Here is a 16,056-nt window from a genome sequence, read left to right as displayed (position 1 = left end):
TGGAAGGTTTTACCTTTTCACGTATTGCTGCACACTTAGAGGGATTCATTCGCAAAAAGGAGTCGATGATGTGGTATCAGCAAACCCTGACGCTTGGGCCCAAATCCCGTGGTTTTCATCTGGTCACCGACGAAATCCTCGGCCAGATCCGCGGGCTGTCCGGGGTGAAGGTCGGCCTGCTACACCTCCTGCTCCAGCATACTTCCGCTTCCCTGACGCTCAACGAAAACTGCGATCCCACCGTCCGGTATGACATGGAGCAGTATTTTCTTAACGCCGTGCCGGACAATGCGCCGTACGAACATGATTATGAAGGCCCTGACGATATGCCGTCGCACATCAAATCATCGATGCTTGGCGTGTCGCTGATGCTGCCGGTCGAGGACGGACGCGTCAGGCTGGGGACCTGGCAGGGCATCTGGCTGGGGGAGCATCGGATACACGGCGGTTCGCGGCACATCGTTGCGACGCTCATGGGGGAATAAAAGATGACAATTTCGGAGTTATTGCAGTACTGCATGGCGAAGCCGGGAGCAGAGCAGAGCGTCCACAGCGACTGGAAAGCCACGCAGATTAAGGTCTCGGACGTGCTGTTTGCCATGGTGAAGGAGGTCGAAGACCAGCGGCCGGCGGTTGCGTTGAAGGCGAGTCCGGAGCTGGCGGAGCTCCTGCGGCAGCAGCATCGCGACGTCCGGCCCAGCAAGCATCTCAATAAAGCGCACTGGAGCACCGTCTTTCTGGATGGCTCGCTGCCGGATTCGCAAATCTACTACCTGGTCGATGCGTCTTACCAGCAGGCGGTGAAAATGCTGCCGGAGCCGGTCCGGCAGCAGCTTTCCCGCTAATTATTTCAGCATCGGCTTCAGGAAGCGCGCGGTGTGCGAGGCTTCGCACTCAGCGACGGTTTCCGGCGTACCGGAAACCAGAATTTCGCCGCCGCCGCTGCCGCCTTCCGGGCCGAGATCGACAATCCAGTCGGCAGTTTTTATCACGTCGAGGTTGTGCTCAATCACCACGATGGTATTGCCCTGATCGCGCAGCTGGTGCAGCACTTCCAGCAGCTGCTGGATATCGGCGAAGTGCAGACCGGTGGTCGGCTCATCGAGGATATACAGCGTCTGGCCGGTACCGCGCTTGGACAGCTCGCGCGCCAGCTTCACGCGCTGCGCCTCGCCGCCGGACAGCGTCGTCGCCGACTGGCCGAGACGGATATAGGTCAGGCCGACATCCATCAGGGTTTGCAGCTTACGCGCCAGCGCCGGTACGGCATCAAAGAACTCGCGCGCTTCTTCAATGGTCATATCCAGCACTTCGTGGATGGTTTTGCCTTTGTACTTAATCTCCAGCGTTTCGCGGTTATAACGCTTACCTTTGCACTGGTCGCACGGTACGTAGATATCCGGCAGGAAGTGCATTTCGACCTTGATCACTCCGTCGCCCTGGCAGGCTTCGCAGCGACCGCCGCGGACGTTAAAACTGAAACGACCCGGCGTATAGCCGCGGGAACGTGATTCCGGCACCCCGGCGAAGAGCTCGCGCACCGGCGTAAACACCCCGGTATAGGTCGCGGGATTGGAGCGCGGCGTACGGCCGATCGGGCTCTGGTCGATATCGATGACTTTATCGAAGTGCTCCAGCCCCTGAATATCGCGATACGGCGCCGGTTCGGCGATGGTCGCCCCGTTAAGCTGACGCTGGGCAATCGGGAACAGGGTATCGTTGATCAGCGTTGATTTACCCGAGCCGGAGACGCCGGTAATGCAGGTAAACAGGCCCACCGGCAGAGTCAGCGTCACGTCTTTCAGGTTGTTGCCGCGCGCGCCGGTCAGTTTGAGGACTTTCTCCGGATCGGCGGGCACGCGCTGCTTCGGCACTTCAATTTTGCGCTTGCCGCTCATGAACTGGCCGGTCAGGGATTCCGGGACGGCCATAATGGCCTCCAGCGGCCCTTCCGCCACCACCTGGCCGCCGTGGACCCCAGCCCCAGGGCCGATATCGATCACATGGTCGGCGGCGCGAATGGCGTCTTCGTCATGCTCAACGACGATCACCGTGTTGCCTAAATTACGCAGGTGGATCAGGGTCCCGAGCAGGCGCTCGTTATCGCGCTGGTGCAGGCCGATGGAGGGCTCATCCAGGACGTACATCACGCCAACCAGTCCGGCGCCAATCTGGCTCGCCAGACGGATACGCTGGGCCTCGCCGCCGGAGAGCGTTTCCGCCGAACGGGAGAGCGTCAGGTAGTTGAGGCCGACGTTGACGAGGAACTTCAGGCGATCGCCAATCTCTTTCAGCACTTTTTCGGCGATTTTCGCCCGCTGGCCGGAGAGTTTCAGATTGTTGAAGAAGTCCATCGCGTGGCCGATGCTCATATCGGAAATGGTCGGCAGCGGGGTGTTTTCCACAAACACGTGGCGCGCCTCGCGGCGCAGACGCGTACCGTCGCAGCTGGCGCACGGGCGATTGCTGATGAACTTCGCCAGCTCTTCGCGCACCGCGCTGGATTCCGTCTCTTTGTAGCGGCGCTCCATGTTATGCAGCACGCCTTCGAACGGATGGCGGCGTACCGAGGTGTCGCCGCGGTCGTTCATGTATTTGAATTCAATATTCTCTTTACCGGAACCGTACAGGACCACTTTCTGCACGCTGGCGCTGAGAGTGCCCCACGGCGCTTCGACGTCGAACTTGTAGTGCTCCGCTAGCGACTTCAGCATCTGGAAGTAGTAGAAGTTACGTCGATCCCAGCCGCGGATGGCGCCGCCCGCCAGCGACAGCTCCGGATTTTGCACCACGCGATCGGGGTCGAAATATTGCTGCACGCCGAGGCCGTCGCAGGTCGGGCAGGCGCCCGCCGGGTTGTTGAAGGAGAATAGACGCGGCTCCAGCTCGCGCATGCTGTAGCCGCAGATCGGGCAGGCGAAGTTGGCGGAAAACAGCAGTTCTTCCGCTTTCTCATCATCCATATTGGCCACGATGGCGGTACCGCCGGAGAGCTCCAGCGCGGTTTCAAACGACTCGGCCAGACGTTGCGCCAGATCGTCGCGCACCTTGAAGCGGTCAATTACCACCTCGATGGTGTGTTTCTTCTGCAGCTCCAGCTTCGGCGGATCCGAGAGATCGCAGACTTCGCCGTCGATCCGTGCGCGGATATAGCCCTGGCTGGCGAGGTTTTCCAGGGTTTTGGTGTGCTCGCCCTTACGCTCTTTAATAATGGGCGCCAGCAGCATCAGACGCAGGCCTTCCGGCTGGGCGAGGACGTTATCGACCATCTGGCTGACGGTCTGCGCCGCCAGCGGCACGTCGTGGTCCGGACAGCGCGGCTCGCCGACGCGGGCGTACAGCAGACGCAGGTAGTCGTGAATTTCGGTAATAGTACCCACCGTCGAACGGGGGTTGTGAGAGGTTGATTTCTGTTCGATGGAAATCGCCGGCGACAGCCCTTCGATATGGTCGACGTCCGGCTTCTCCATCAGCGACAGGAACTGTCGCGCATAGGCGGAGAGCGATTCGACGTAGCGACGCTGGCCTTCGGCATACAGGGTGTCGAAAGCCAGTGAAGATTTGCCAGACCCGGAAAGCCCGGTGACGACAATGAGTTTGTCGCGCGGGATAACGAGGTTGATGTTTTTGAGATTATGGGTGCGGGCGCCCCGAACTTCGATCTTATCCATTCACCTTTCCCGGTAGGTAGATACACGGATTGCCTGGTTTGCTTGAAGTACAAACGGCAGAAACGGCTAATTATGACACAATTTAACCTGTCTGGATATACAGTATTGGAATGGCGCTGCGGGAAGCGTGTGAAAATTTGCATAGCGGCGGCATGTTTTCTGGAATTGGCTTAGCAGCTATCAAATTGTCCCTTTGTGGTGTTAGAATTCCCGGTTTACACTTATACAAAACGTATTATTCAGGAGATTCGATCATGGCCAGCAGAGGCGTAAACAAGGTGATTCTCGTCGGTAATCTGGGGCAGGACCCGGAAGTACGCTACATGCCAAGTGGCGGCGCAGTCGCCAACTTCACGCTGGCAACTTCCGAATCCTGGCGTGACAAGCAGACCGGCGAAATGAAAGAGCAGACTGAATGGCACCGCGTTGTGCTGTTCGGCAAACTGGCGGAAGTCGCTGGTGAGTACCTGCGTAAAGGCTCTCAGGTGTACATTGAGGGCCAGCTGCGTACCCGCAAGTGGACCGATCAATCCGGTCAGGACAAATACACCACTGAAGTGGTGGTGAACGTTGGCGGCACCATGCAGATGCTGGGCGGCCGTCAGGGCGGCGGCGCACCGGCAGGCGGCGGCCAGCAGCAGGGCGGTTGGGGTCAGCCTCAGCAGCCGCAGGGCGGCAACCAGTTCAGCGGCGGCGCGCAGTCCCGTCCGCAGCAGCAGGCTCCGGCAGCGCCTTCCAACGAACCGCCGATGGACTTCGACGACGATATTCCGTTCTAAGGCTTGCCTTAGACGCAATATCCGCGTAGTTAAAACAGAAAGCCCCGGTTTCGCCGGGGCTTTTTTTATGATTATTCCACCACCGCCTCAGGAGTCGTTTTGACCACTGATCGCGGATCGCGAGCGCTTCAGGCCGCGGGCACCTGAGCGGTTGCGGGCGTCGCCACGCCTGGCTGCGGTGCGGCGGGCTGTGTCGCTGGCCTTTGCCGCGGCGCGGCCGTCGCTTTCTGTTTGCGGGCCATGTCATCGACGATCAGCCGATAGGCGATGTAATACTTATAGATATTGCTGACGTAGGTCACCGTTTCCGCGCCGATTTTTTCTGCCGCCAGATTTTCGACATTACCGAACCAGACGTTTGGATCAAACCCGCGCTGTTTGGTCATGGTGCGCAGGCGGGCGATACGCGCTGGACCGGCGTTGTAGGAAGCAAAGGTAAATAGCGCTTTATCCAGCCGGGTCATGGGCTCATCAGCATAGTATCGATCTATCATCCAGCGCATATATTTCACGCCAGCATGAATGTTGGGATCCAGCTGTTTAATATCGCCCACCTTCAGCTCTCTTCCGGTGCTGGGCATCACCTGCATCACCCCGACGGCGCCGACGTGGCTTCGAACCGACTGGTTCAGCCGCGACTCCTGGTATCCCTGGGCCGCCATCAGCAGCCAGTCGACATCGTAGCGATCGCCATATTTGCGGAAGACGTCCACCATGGCGAGGAACTTGCGCCGTTCCTGACTCGCTGCGGCATTTTTGACATATTTAGCGTTTTTCAGGTAACGCAGCAGGAGAGTATTGCCCAGCGTGGTGCCCTGACGATTCTTTTTCACAAAGTTGTTCAGCAGCGCCAGCAGCTGCGGACTGTCCTGGCGTACCGCCCACGCAATGTTGCCGCCGTCACGCAGCACCACGTTGTCATGGACCTGGATTTTCGGAAACACCTGTTTCCAGAAAACAGCTTTATGCTGATCGACGACGATCAACGGCACCAGCCCGGCGTTGAGCATTTCCAGCAGATCTTCATCCTCCAGCGCTTCCGGCGCCGCTTCCAGGGTAACCGGCGGTCTTGACTCACTGGCAAATCGGGCGTTCAGCGCTTGCAGACTGTCGTAATAGCTGGAGGAGCGGCGAACAAAGACCGTTTGACCGGAGAGCTGCTCCAGGCTGTCGACCTTTGACGACGCCGGGCCGGAGATCAGCAACTCTTTGACGCCGCTGTAGAGCGGCTGAGCGAAAGCGGCCTGGGCTTCCCGCGACGAAGTGATGGTCAGGTTGGCGGCGACGATATCCCCTTTACCTTCGTTGAGCGCGGTGAAGAGATTATCCCGGCTGACCGGCACGAAAACGATATGCAGCTTCAGGTGGCGCTGTTTCAGCTTTTTATCTTTCGCCAGCTGTTTATTCAGATCGTTTTCCAGCGCCATGAAAATGTCGTGCGTCGCTCCGCGTTGGGTTCCCTTATCAATAAAAAAGAAGGTTTTGCTGTAGGTGGTTAATACCCGGATGGTGCGCCGATCAAGCATGCCAGGCAGATCGCCTTTCCACGGCTGCAGCATGTCGTCGATATGGATCGACAGCGTGTTGTCTTCGGTTGCCACCGGCGGCGCTTTTTCCGCCTCCGCCGCAAGCAGGATAGGGGCGAATAACAGCATCGCGAGGCAGGTGAGCCAGGCGATAAACAGGCGTGATAGCAAGTTGGCGTTCATGGAGGAACACTCCGCAGGGGGATGTGTTTATTTTAGCAGAACGGCCGCCGTTAGCCGGGCACGACAAGGGCGTAAAAAACATAACGATGCTGACAAATCATTTTCTCCCATTTTATCGCTTACTATTAATGTGCTTTTATCTTTACTTTAACTATGGAGATAATATGGCGGAAATGTGTTTTTTTAATGATAAATAGAAAGTAATGATAATGTTTTTATTTTATGCTTCCTCATCTGTTTTGTATTAACCTTTTGATTATTAGTGTTTATTTTATTTTTATCCGATATTGATCATTATCACCTTGATAATGAATCTCATTTTTATTACCGTAGCACAGCACATTACTCTTATTATTCGCTGTCTGGATTACGCTATCAAAGAATAGCGCGAAGCGCTTTTTCTCTAATGATGAAACAGGGCACTTAATTTTATTATGCCTCATGCTGTTTTCTTATTCCCATGACTATCGGGAAGGGGCTGACCTACGCCAAAATCTGGCGAGGCGCTGAGGCGAGTATTTTATCCCCTTGTTTTTTCAATTGGGGAAGGCGTTATGCCCGACAGCAACAGAAAACAGGGCATATTCTATGAAATACACGTCTCACTTCCCGCTGGGGATCGTCATTCCTTTGCTCGCCTGTAGCGTGCAGCTGCAGGCGGCAGAGAATATTACTGAACAATCGACTCGTGACGAGAGCACCCCAACGGCCGAAAACCAGGAGGAAACGATGGTGGTGACCGCTGCCAGGCAGAACCTGCAGGCACCGGGCGTGTCGACCATTACCGCAGAGGAGATTCGCAAACATCCCCCCGCCCGCGATGTGTCGGAGTTAATTCGCACGCAACCCGGGGTCAACCTGACCGGTAACTCCACTAGCGGTCAGCGCGGCAACAACCGGCAAATTGATATCCGTGGCATGGGGCCAGAGAATACGCTGGTGCTGGTCGATGGAAAACCGGTCACCAGCCGTAACTCGGTACGATATGGCTGGCGCGGCGATCGTGATTCCCGTGGCGATACCAACTGGGTGCCGGCAGAGATGATCGATCATATCGATGTGATCCGCGGCCCGGCGGCGGCGCGCTATGGTAATGGCGCGATGGGCGGGGTCGTCAACATCGTAACCAAACCGACCACGCCTGAATGGCATGGGTCGTGGAATACCTATATCAATGCTCCGCAGCACCGTAAAGAAGGGTCGACGAAACGTACCAACTTTAGCCTCAATGGTCCGCTGTCAGACAGTGTTAGCTTCAATCTCTGGGGTAATCTGAGTAAAACCCAGGCCGATGCTCAGGACATTAACGCCGGGCATGAAGCTGAGCGTACCGGTTCCTACGCAGGCTCTTATCCAGCCGGACGTGAAGGGGTAGTGAACAAAGATATTCACAGTAAGCTGCGCTGGGAATTCGCCCCGATGCAGGCCCTGGAGTTTGAGGCCGGCTACAGCCGCCAGGGCAACCTCTATGCCGGCGACACACAAAACACCAATACCAGTACGCTGGTGAAGAGTATGTACGGGAAAGAGACTAACCGTCTCTACCGGCAAACTTACGGCGTAACATGGACCGGCGGCTGGGATAATGGCGTGACCAGCAACAGCTATGCCCAGTACGAACACACCCGCAACTCGCGAATGAATGAAGGGCTGGCGGGCGGTACGGAAGGGATCTTCTCCAGTAACGAGTTTTCAGATATCGATCTGGCCGATGTTCTGCTACATAGCGAAGTGAATATTCCGTTTACGCTGGGGGTCGATCAGAATCTGACGCTGGGCACCGAATGGAACCAGCAGCGGATGAAAGACGGCGTGTCGACAGCCCAGGCGCTCTCTTACGGGGCGATCGACGGTGTATCGGCTACCGATCGTAGCCCGTACTCCAGCGCTGAGATTTTCTCGCTGTTTACCGAAGATAATATGGCGCTAACGGACAGTACCATGCTGACACCCGCTCTGCGCTTCGATCACCACAGCATCGTCGGTAATAACTGGAGCCCGTCGCTGAATCTGTCCCAGGAACTGACGGATGACTGGACGCTTAAGCTGGGCATTGCCCGCGCTTACAAGGCGCCTAACCTCTACCAGTTGAACCCGAACTATATTCTCTACAGCAATGGTCAAGGCTGTTACGCCAGTAGTTCCGCCTGCTATCTGATGGGAAATAGCGACCTGAAAGCGGAGACCAGCGTCAATAAAGAGATCGGTATTGAGTACAAGCATGATGGCTATCAGGCGGGAATTACCTGGTTCCGTAACGACTATCACAACAAGATTGAGTCAGGGTATGCGGCGGTGGGCACTGCCAGCAACGGTACCACCAATATCTATCAGTGGGAAAACGTACCAAAAGCGTTAGTGGAAGGCCTGGAAGGAACGCTGAATCTTCCAGTGGGGGAGACGGTTAACTGGAGCAATAACCTGACATGGATGCTGCAGAGCAAGAATAAGACGACAGGCGACCGGCTGTCAGTGATCCCGCAGTTTACCCTGAACTCGACTTTGAGCTGGCAGGTTCGTGAAGATCTCTCTCTGCAGAGCACCTTTACCTGGTATGGCCGTCAGAAACCAAAACGCTTTAATTATAAGGGCGAGGCGGTCAGCGGCAGCGAACTAAACGAAGTCAGCCCATACAGCATTGTCGGCCTCAGCGCGACCTGGGATGTGAACAAAAATCTGAGCTTCACCAGTGGGATAGATAACCTGTTTGATATCCGCCACTATCGGGCAGGGAATGCGCAAACGACTGGAAACGCGACGACGGGGGCTTACCTTTACGGTGCGGGTGCTGAGACCTATAACGAGTCGGGGCGAACCTTCTTTATGAGCGTAAATACTCATTTCTAATGGTGCTGATGAGAATGAAACCGGGTGCAGCGCGGCCCGGTTTTTTTATTTCAGATAAAAGTGGTGGAAGCGGTTATAAATGGTGACAAAATCTTCACGCCCTCTACATTATTAGCTCAAAATATCCTTTTATACTGATTTCCGTCGCGCAAGGTCGTTGATCCCGACCGGGCTCGATAATAGCATCCTGCTATTTCCCTTCTGCAATACCCCCCTGTCCCCCTTCCATTCCCAACCGCAGCGATGCGGAGGAGGGGGACCTTCCTTATTTTTGTCGCGTGACCCGGTGACGATATTGGGTGGGTGTGAGCGCATGATATTTTTTGAAGGTACGATTAAACGCACTGAGATCGTCATAACCAACCATAATACAAATATCGACAATACGGTAACCAGGCGTCGTCAGCAATAAACGGCGACAGAGCGACATACGCTGTTGACGGATATATTCCATCGGCGAACGATCAAAATAATAACGGAAGAGCCGAAATAGATGCCAGGGAGAATAACCAGAGATATCGCTCAGATCATCGACGGTTAGTTTCTTATCCAGATTATTATCGATCCAAAGGATCAGGTCGTTTAGTACCGATTGCTGGAGCGTTTTGCTACGCATGATTGAGGCCAATCCCAAAAACGAATGGCTCCTCAATGAGGAGCCCCGGGTTTATTGAACGGTGAGCTCGCCACGGCGAACCTGATAATTTTTTTGGTTATCAGGGCCAATATAGTCGCTGGCGGGTTTTGCCACCTGCAGATGACCAAACGCGGTTGATTGCTCTGCATGATAATTTTCGCCGTCATTCACGTCGCCGCTCCCGTTATAACGGGCAATAGCTGGGAAGGGATACACCGGACGCGTTGCGATAACGGCTGGAGTGGCGTCAGCGTAAGGCTGACTGATTTTCTGCACGCCGTGAAACTGCGTTTGCGCATCTGGTTTTTCTGTCATCGGCGGCAGCCTGGCGGCGGCTGACGCCCGTTTTCCGGCCATAAGCTCTTGCGGCGCGATGCCTTCCTCGGTCCAGCGCATCAGCGGGGTAAGGAGATCAATTTGATCGTAACCTTCGCCATTACCGCAATGTGCTACCCCAGGCAGCAGGAATAACCGCAGGAAGGTATCCGTTGCGGCATGGCCCATCTCTGCTTCTACGCCGCGGTAATAGGCGATAGAAAAGGCTGGGCTGACGGAGTCATCGGCCAGACCGTGCCACAGGATAAGCTTGCCGCCGCGCTGTTGATAGGCATGAAGATTGGTATTTGCCGCGTTATAGAGCGGTGCCAGTTGAGCGACGGCGTCAAAATTCTGCTGATTAAGTGGGAAATCCCGCATCGAATGGATCTTCTGTTTTCCTCCCGGCAGGAGCACGGATTGCAGAGCCGGTAGTACCATCATTTCCGACATTGAGTGGCCGGTCGGCATCTCCGGCACCGGCCAGCGTAGCTCGGAGCCCAGCGGAAGACCGCCAGCGACGAACTGGGCGCTGTGGCTGTCGTAAGCGCCGCGGTAGAGCTTTTTCACTACCTCAATCTCTTCCTGTGTCAGGCAGGCGGAACGGTCCTGAGCGTTGGCAGGACAGCGGGGGAGCCAAGTCTCAGAGAACTGACAGGCATACGGGTTTTGCAGGATGCCGTCCTGCACGCCGGAAAGCGTCGGGCAGTGAGCCAGTATGGCCTGGTGAATCAAAGGTAAGCGATCTTTCAACAAGACAGCGGTACCGTCGGGACGCTGATTGGCGGCCACATTCCAGCCGTGGAAGAAGGAATTCTGAAACTGGAAAAAGGCCGCAGGCGCGCCAGCGCTGATACCGTCAAAATCCTGCGGAAAGCGCTGTGCTTCCATCAATGCTTCGCGACCGCCGTCTGAGCAGCCCATAAAGTACGCGTATTTTGGCGGCTGGCGGTAAAGCATCTGAATCACTGCTTTGCTCAGCACTGCGGTCAAGTGGTTGGCGCGCCAGGCAAAATCGATGCGCTTTTGCGGATCCTCGGCCCATGAAGCATCCATCATACTGCCATGGTGCCCCATATCGGTTGCTGCCACCACGAACTCGCCGTTCATTGCCGGCAGGCAGCCGCTGGCATTCGACAGACTCAGGTTAATGCTCCCGCACAGTCCGCCGCAGCCGACCTGCAAGAAACGTTGACTCCAGCTCTGGGTCGGCAGGGCAATCTGCACGCCAATCTGGGGGGCGATAGTGGCGCTCACCTTGCACCAGCTTCCCTGCGCGGAGGTTTGCATTTCAGTGTGGTTGATAGTGACCTTTGCGCCAACGGCGGCGCTGAAGTCGGTAGCGCTCAGCGTATCGCATGTCAGCGCGGGGAGAACAATCTGCAGACTGGAGGCAGCCTGCGCCGGCGAAGCGAACGGTAACCCAAAGAGGGTGCAGATAATGATGGGTAAGATCGTTTTAAGTAAGCGTGACATACGCAATTCCCTGTGATTGATGGTGGGAGGCGGCAGGATGGTGAATCCTATGCCTCACCTTCCCTGGCGAGGCGCCACTGCTTGGCTATTGTAGATAACGATAGACTTTCCTTGATGCCTTGATAAGGCGTCCCTACTGTATTCTGCTATTTTGAGGAAAATATGGAGATTTTCTCCATTGTCATCTGGCGGTAAATACATGAAAGAATGTTGTGATGTCGATTGCATAATTTATTCAATTTCTCTTCATTATATCTGCTGGCTTTAAGAATATGATTGTGCCTGTTCCTGGTGATTCCAGAGAACAACATTCCTAACGAGATCCTTCCCCCTTTCCATTAGCAAGAAAGGGGGCTTTTTCAATAAAAACCGTTCAGGCAAATCTAAATATAGCTCTGGTGTTGGCCATTAGAACCACGGAGTTCAGGAAAAGTTCCATCCTTAAATATATTTTTAAAGATGATTTAACATCCTTTTTTTCTCCATTTTGTCGCCATAATTGCATGTAATTCTGCGCCTCGCTCAGGTTAATTCTGTCGCATATCTTAGATACGCAACCTGAACAAATAAGCTCAACGCCAGCAGATAACTGCTATTGCTCATTATCTCGTAGACGACACATTCATGTTAAAAAAGACTCATATCATCAGCGGATTATTGATTACCCCTTTAACGTTGTACGCCGCAACATCATATCAAGTTGATGATATCCGTTTTGAAGGGTTGCAGCGCGTGACCGTCGGGGCGGCGCTATTAAGTATGCCGTTGCACGCGGGAGAAACGGTGACGCCAGAGGAAGTCAGCGAGGCGGTGCGCGCGCTGTATGCGAGCGGCAATTTCGAGAATGTGCAGATCCTGCGCGATGGGAAAACGCTGGTGGTGCAGGTTAAGGAGAGGCCCACTATTGCCAGCATCAGTTTTTCCGGGAATAAGTCGGTGAAGGATGATGCGTTAAAGGAGAATCTCACCGCGACAGGTATTTTTGCAGGTAGCGCACTGGATAGAAATTCGCTCAGCGAAATAGAAAAGGGGTTGCAGGATTTCTATTACAGCGCGGGAAAATACAGTGCGCAGGTTCACGCTGTGGTGACCCCGTTACCGCGTAATCGCGTTGACTTAACGTTCGTCTTTCAGGAAGGCGTATCGGCGAAAATCGCACAAATAAACATTATCGGTAATCAGGCGTTTCGAGAAGAGACGCTCCTGGACCAGCTTCAGCTACGCGATAATGTGCCGTGGTGGAACGTGGTAGCGGATAAAAAATACCAGAAACAGAAGCTGGAAGCCGATCTGGAAACGCTGCGCAGTTTTTATCTCGATCGCGGCTATGCGCGCTTTGCTATCCAGTCCACGCAGGTCAGTATGACGCCAGATAAAAAATCCCTGTATATCACCATCACCCTCAATGAAGGCGAACGTTATCGGGTCGACCGAACTCAGGTGACAGGCGACCTGGCGCAGCATGGACCGGAGATCGAGGCCCTTGCCCAGCCGCTGGCGGGGGCATGGTATAGCGGGGCGCAAGTCACCACGATTGAAAATGAGATCAAAAAGCGTTTCGGCAAGTATGGTTATGCCTGGCCGCAAGTGACGACCACGGCGGAAATCGATGATGCGCATCACCGTATGACGCTGCATATTCAGGTCGACGCGGGTCGCCGCTACTCGGTACGCCAGATCCGCTTTTCCGGTAACGACACCTCCCGGGACGCGGTGCTGCGTCGTGAAATGCGTCAAATGGAAGGGGCGTGGCTCAACAACGAAAAAGTCGAGCAAGGGAAAGTACGTCTTGACCGAACGGGTTTTTTTGAGAACGTTGAACAGCAGATCGTTCCGGTTAGTGGGACGGCGGATCAGGTCGATGTGGTCTACAAGGTGAAGGAGCGCAACACCGGCTCATTTAACGTGGGCCTGGGATTTGGAACGGACAGCGGCGTGAGCTATCAGCTTGGCGTGACTCAGGATAACTGGCTGGGAACGGGCAACAGCGTTAGCTTCAACGGGACGCGCAACAGCTATCAGTCTTATCTTGAACTGGGGGCGACGAATCCGTGGTTTACCGTCGATGGCATTAGCCTGGGCGGAAAGATTTTTTATAACAGCTATGATGCTTCCGATGCGGACGCCGGGAGCTATAACCAGCAGAGCTACGGCTTAGGCAGTACGCTGGGGTTTCCAATTAGCGAAAATAACTCCCTGAACCTGGGACTGGATTATGTTCATAATCGGCTGACTAATATGGATCCGGAGCTGTCGACCTGGCGCTACCTCAGTTCTCGCGGAATCGAGCCCAGCGTGGTGACGAAAGATGGCGACAGCGGCGCGAAATATAGCGCCAACGATTATTTTGTGAGTATTGGATGGGGTTACAACGACCTCGACCGCGGCTTTTTCCCGCGAGCGGGAAACAAAAGCAGCCTTAGCGGAAAACTGACCCTCCCCGGCTCGGATAACAGTTATTACAAACTCTCCTTTGACACTGCCCAGTATCTGCCACTGAACGAGAATAAGCGCTGGATCTGGATGGAACGCCTGCGCGCAGGCTATGCCGGCGGGTTAGACGGCAAAAGTGTGCCGTTCTACGATAACTTTTATGCTGGCGGTTCGTCGACAGTGCGCGGCTTCTCATCTAACACCATCGGGCCTAAAGCGGCCTATTACCGTTGTAACGGCAGCGAAAGCAGCTATAGCGCCTGCCCGCTGGACTCCTCATCTGATGCGGTCGGCGGGAATGCCATGGCGGTGCTGAACAGCGAATTTATCATTCCAACCCCCTTTGTGAATGACAAATATGCCGATAGTCTGCGAACCTCGCTGTTTGTTGATGCGGGGACGGTCTGGAGCACCTCCTGGCAAAACACCGCGCAGACGCAGGCGGCAGGGATCCCTGACTACGGCGATCCGAGTCATATTCGTCTCTCCGCTGGGATTGCCGTGCAGTGGATGTCTCCTCTCGGTCCACTGGTCTTCTCATGGGCAGAGCCATTTAAAAAGTATGATGGCGATAAAGCAGAGCAGTTTCAGTTTAATATCGGCAAAACCTGGTAAGGCCCCAGCGGGGCTTATTAGACCGGCGTGGCAATATTCTGTAGACGGTACCCCGACATACGGATTGAGCTAAATAAGATCAATCGCCATGGCGATATTATCGCGAAGATATTCGCTATGGCGGTATACCAAAGACATTTACCCGAGCGCGGCCTGATGGCTGCGCGGGTCTGTTGTCGTACGCCGAGGCAACCGCGCAATAAATAGCTGGCTGCCGTCGTCCTCTCTGCCGGCGGAAGCTTTGGCGACGCTCAGCGCCACATCGTCTGATACGAATGGATGAAGGCTCATCCAAAGGGACTAATACATATTGTCAATTATTTTTATTTAATCTTATTTTTTATTGTATTTTCTTTTTTTAGGTTGATTTGTTTCTGTTTTTATAGGGTCTAATCATTAATCTCTCGACGAAAAGTAAACGTTACTAATAATGGAGTATGTTGTTAGGAATTGTCTTAAGTCACATAATTGTCAGGGATGCTTGCAGTTTATATTAATGAATGCTATCACTATATACGGTAACAATTTGTAGCATTTATATAAGGAAGGAATATGAAATGGACTATTCTTAATACTCTGATCTGCCCGCAATCCGGCATCGCCTTTTCGGCGATATCCAGCCTGCGTTTCTTAAAATTTATTATGTGGTACGAGGCCGATGTGATCCTGCTGCCCGGCGAGACAATGAAGCTCTATTCCTCAAGAGTTTTAATTAATGACCAGTATCATTCATTAAAAATCTACAATATTGCGGTGTACGACGAGGCGCAGTGGGAAATATTACGCGAGCGGCCATCGTGCCCGTACCATGCCGGCGGCGAGCGGTCTGACTCCTGTTTTTACCAGTCCTTTTGCGCGATTAAGCGCTGCCCGAATAATATTCCCCGCAGCGAAACCTGGCGTTAGTCAGGCCACGCCGGGGGCGGTGTAGCGTCATTTCTCCAGCAGGGCGGCCAGTCGTGGCTGGACGCCTGCGCAGCCGGCCAGCACGCGGTTACCTCGCCGCAGCCCCTCATTGGCGAGAAACGCATTGCACGTTCCGCCCGCCTCCTCAATCAACAGCATGCCTGCCAGCGCGTCCCAGCTGTTCATATGCGCTTCATAATAGGCATGGAGCTGGCCGGCGGCGACATGCGCCAGCATCAGGGCGCCCGCGCCGAAGCGGCGATATTCCAGGCCGGCGTCGAGCAGGGGGGTGATGGCCCAGGTGGAAGGGAGAGTATTGAGCCAGCCGCTGCGCAACAGCTGGTTAGCGGCCAGTTCGGCGCCGGCGGCGTTATCAGAGCAGACATAATCCACCCCGGGGGATCGTTGCCGCCAGCATCTTTGTTTTTCTGGAGTCGCTGGATGAGTTTACCGGCACCTTTTTCGTCGGGGCGCCGGATGTCACTACGCTACCGCTGCTGCTCAATAACGCCAGCATGTCGGGTAACTATCAGGTCTCGTCGATTACCGCGCTGATTTTGCTGGCGCCATCGCTGCTCTTTATGGTGGCGATCCATAAATGTATGCGTCCGGAGATGATGGCGAAGCTGGGGAAATAAGGGCTGCAGAAAACGAAAAAGCTTCCCGGT

At 54.7% G+C, this 16,056-nt stretch carries 10 protein-coding genes and 3 pseudogenes; 7 read left to right on the top strand and 6 right to left on the bottom strand.

The features are described 5' to 3' along the window. The first annotated feature begins 68 nt into the window (after positions 1-68). Positions 69-485, top strand: coding sequence for a secondary thiamine-phosphate synthase enzyme YjbQ (locus ABLV04_RS05710; RefSeq protein ID WP_004206303.1), 417 nt, complete (start codon positions 69-71; stop codon positions 483-485). A gap of 3 nt (positions 486-488) precedes the next feature. Next, positions 489-845: an MmcQ/YjbR family DNA-binding protein gene (locus ABLV04_RS05705; RefSeq protein ID WP_023291634.1), complete on the top strand. Its 357-nt coding sequence runs from the start codon at positions 489-491 to the stop codon at positions 843-845. Here the strand turns inward: ABLV04_RS05705 and uvrA are convergent, their stop codons facing one another. Further along, entirely contained in the window at positions 846-3,671 is a 2,826-nt protein-coding gene (gene uvrA, locus ABLV04_RS05700) for an excinuclease ABC subunit UvrA (protein WP_023291635.1), read from the bottom strand. A 254-nt stretch (positions 3,672-3,925) separates the two neighbouring features. Between uvrA and ssb1 the strand changes: the two genes are divergently transcribed. Then, positions 3,926-4,450, top strand: a complete 525-nt coding sequence (gene ssb1 / locus ABLV04_RS05695) for a single-stranded DNA-binding protein SSB1 (RefSeq protein ID WP_004151744.1) — start codon at positions 3,926-3,928, stop codon at positions 4,448-4,450. Between the two features lie 128 nt (positions 4,451-4,578). Here ssb1 and ABLV04_RS05690 read toward each other — a convergent pair whose 3' ends face one another. Next, a complete protein-coding gene (locus ABLV04_RS05690) occupies positions 4,579-6,159 on the bottom strand; it encodes a lytic transglycosylase F (RefSeq protein ID WP_180266238.1) in 1,581 nt (526 codons plus the stop codon). Between the two features lie 588 nt (positions 6,160-6,747). Here ABLV04_RS05690 and ABLV04_RS05685 point away from each other — a divergent pair. Continuing rightward, the gene (locus tag ABLV04_RS05685; RefSeq protein ID WP_023291640.1) at positions 6,748-9,006 is read left to right on the top strand and encodes a TonB-dependent siderophore receptor; all 2,259 of its coding nucleotides are present in this window, start codon (positions 6,748-6,750) and stop codon (positions 9,004-9,006) included. Between the two features lie 265 nt (positions 9,007-9,271). Here the strand turns inward: ABLV04_RS05685 and ABLV04_RS05680 are convergent, their stop codons facing one another. Together ABLV04_RS05680 and ABLV04_RS05675 are read right to left on the bottom strand one after the other, a co-directional pair. After that, on the bottom strand, positions 9,272-9,640 hold the full coding sequence (locus ABLV04_RS05680; protein ID WP_048296437.1) for a helix-turn-helix transcriptional regulator: 369 nt from the start codon (positions 9,638-9,640) through the stop codon (positions 9,272-9,274). Between the two features lie 33 nt (positions 9,641-9,673). Further along, a complete protein-coding gene (locus ABLV04_RS05675) occupies positions 9,674-11,434 on the bottom strand; it encodes a tannase/feruloyl esterase family alpha/beta hydrolase (protein ID WP_180266239.1) in 1,761 nt (586 codons plus the stop codon). A gap of 624 nt (positions 11,435-12,058) precedes the next feature. Between ABLV04_RS05675 and bamA the strand changes: the two genes are divergently transcribed. Then, a complete protein-coding gene (bamA, locus tag ABLV04_RS05670; protein WP_180266240.1) occupies positions 12,059-14,482 on the top strand; it encodes an outer membrane protein assembly factor BamA in 2,424 nt (807 codons plus the stop codon). Positions 14,483-15,034: 552 nt separating this feature from the next. Then, entirely contained in the window at positions 15,035-15,388 is a 354-nt protein-coding gene (gene iraM / locus ABLV04_RS05665) for an anti-adapter protein IraM (RefSeq protein ID WP_023291644.1), read from the top strand. Between the two features lie 27 nt (positions 15,389-15,415). Here iraM and ABLV04_RS05660 read toward each other — a convergent pair. Together ABLV04_RS05660 and ABLV04_RS05655 are read right to left on the bottom strand one after the other, a co-directional pair. After that, a pseudogene (locus ABLV04_RS05660) lies at positions 15,416-15,673 on the bottom strand (inositol monophosphatase family protein); the annotation flags it as partial. Positions 15,674-15,682: 9 nt separating this feature from the next. After that, positions 15,683-15,787, bottom strand: a pseudogene (locus tag ABLV04_RS05655) (LacI family transcriptional regulator); the annotation flags it as partial. Between ABLV04_RS05655 and ABLV04_RS05650 the strand changes: the two are divergent. After that, positions 15,787-16,026: pseudogene (locus ABLV04_RS05650) on the top strand (ABC transporter permease); the annotation flags it as partial. The pseudogenes ABLV04_RS05655 and ABLV04_RS05650 overlap by 1 nt on opposite strands. Positions 16,027-16,056 lie beyond the last annotated feature (30 nt).

The organism is Klebsiella sp. JN_Kp127 (assembly GCF_040062505.1).
In the GTDB taxonomy this organism is placed as follows: domain Bacteria; phylum Pseudomonadota; class Gammaproteobacteria; order Enterobacterales; family Enterobacteriaceae; genus Klebsiella; species Klebsiella quasipneumoniae.
This window is presented reverse-complemented; position numbering and strand designations above follow the sequence as displayed.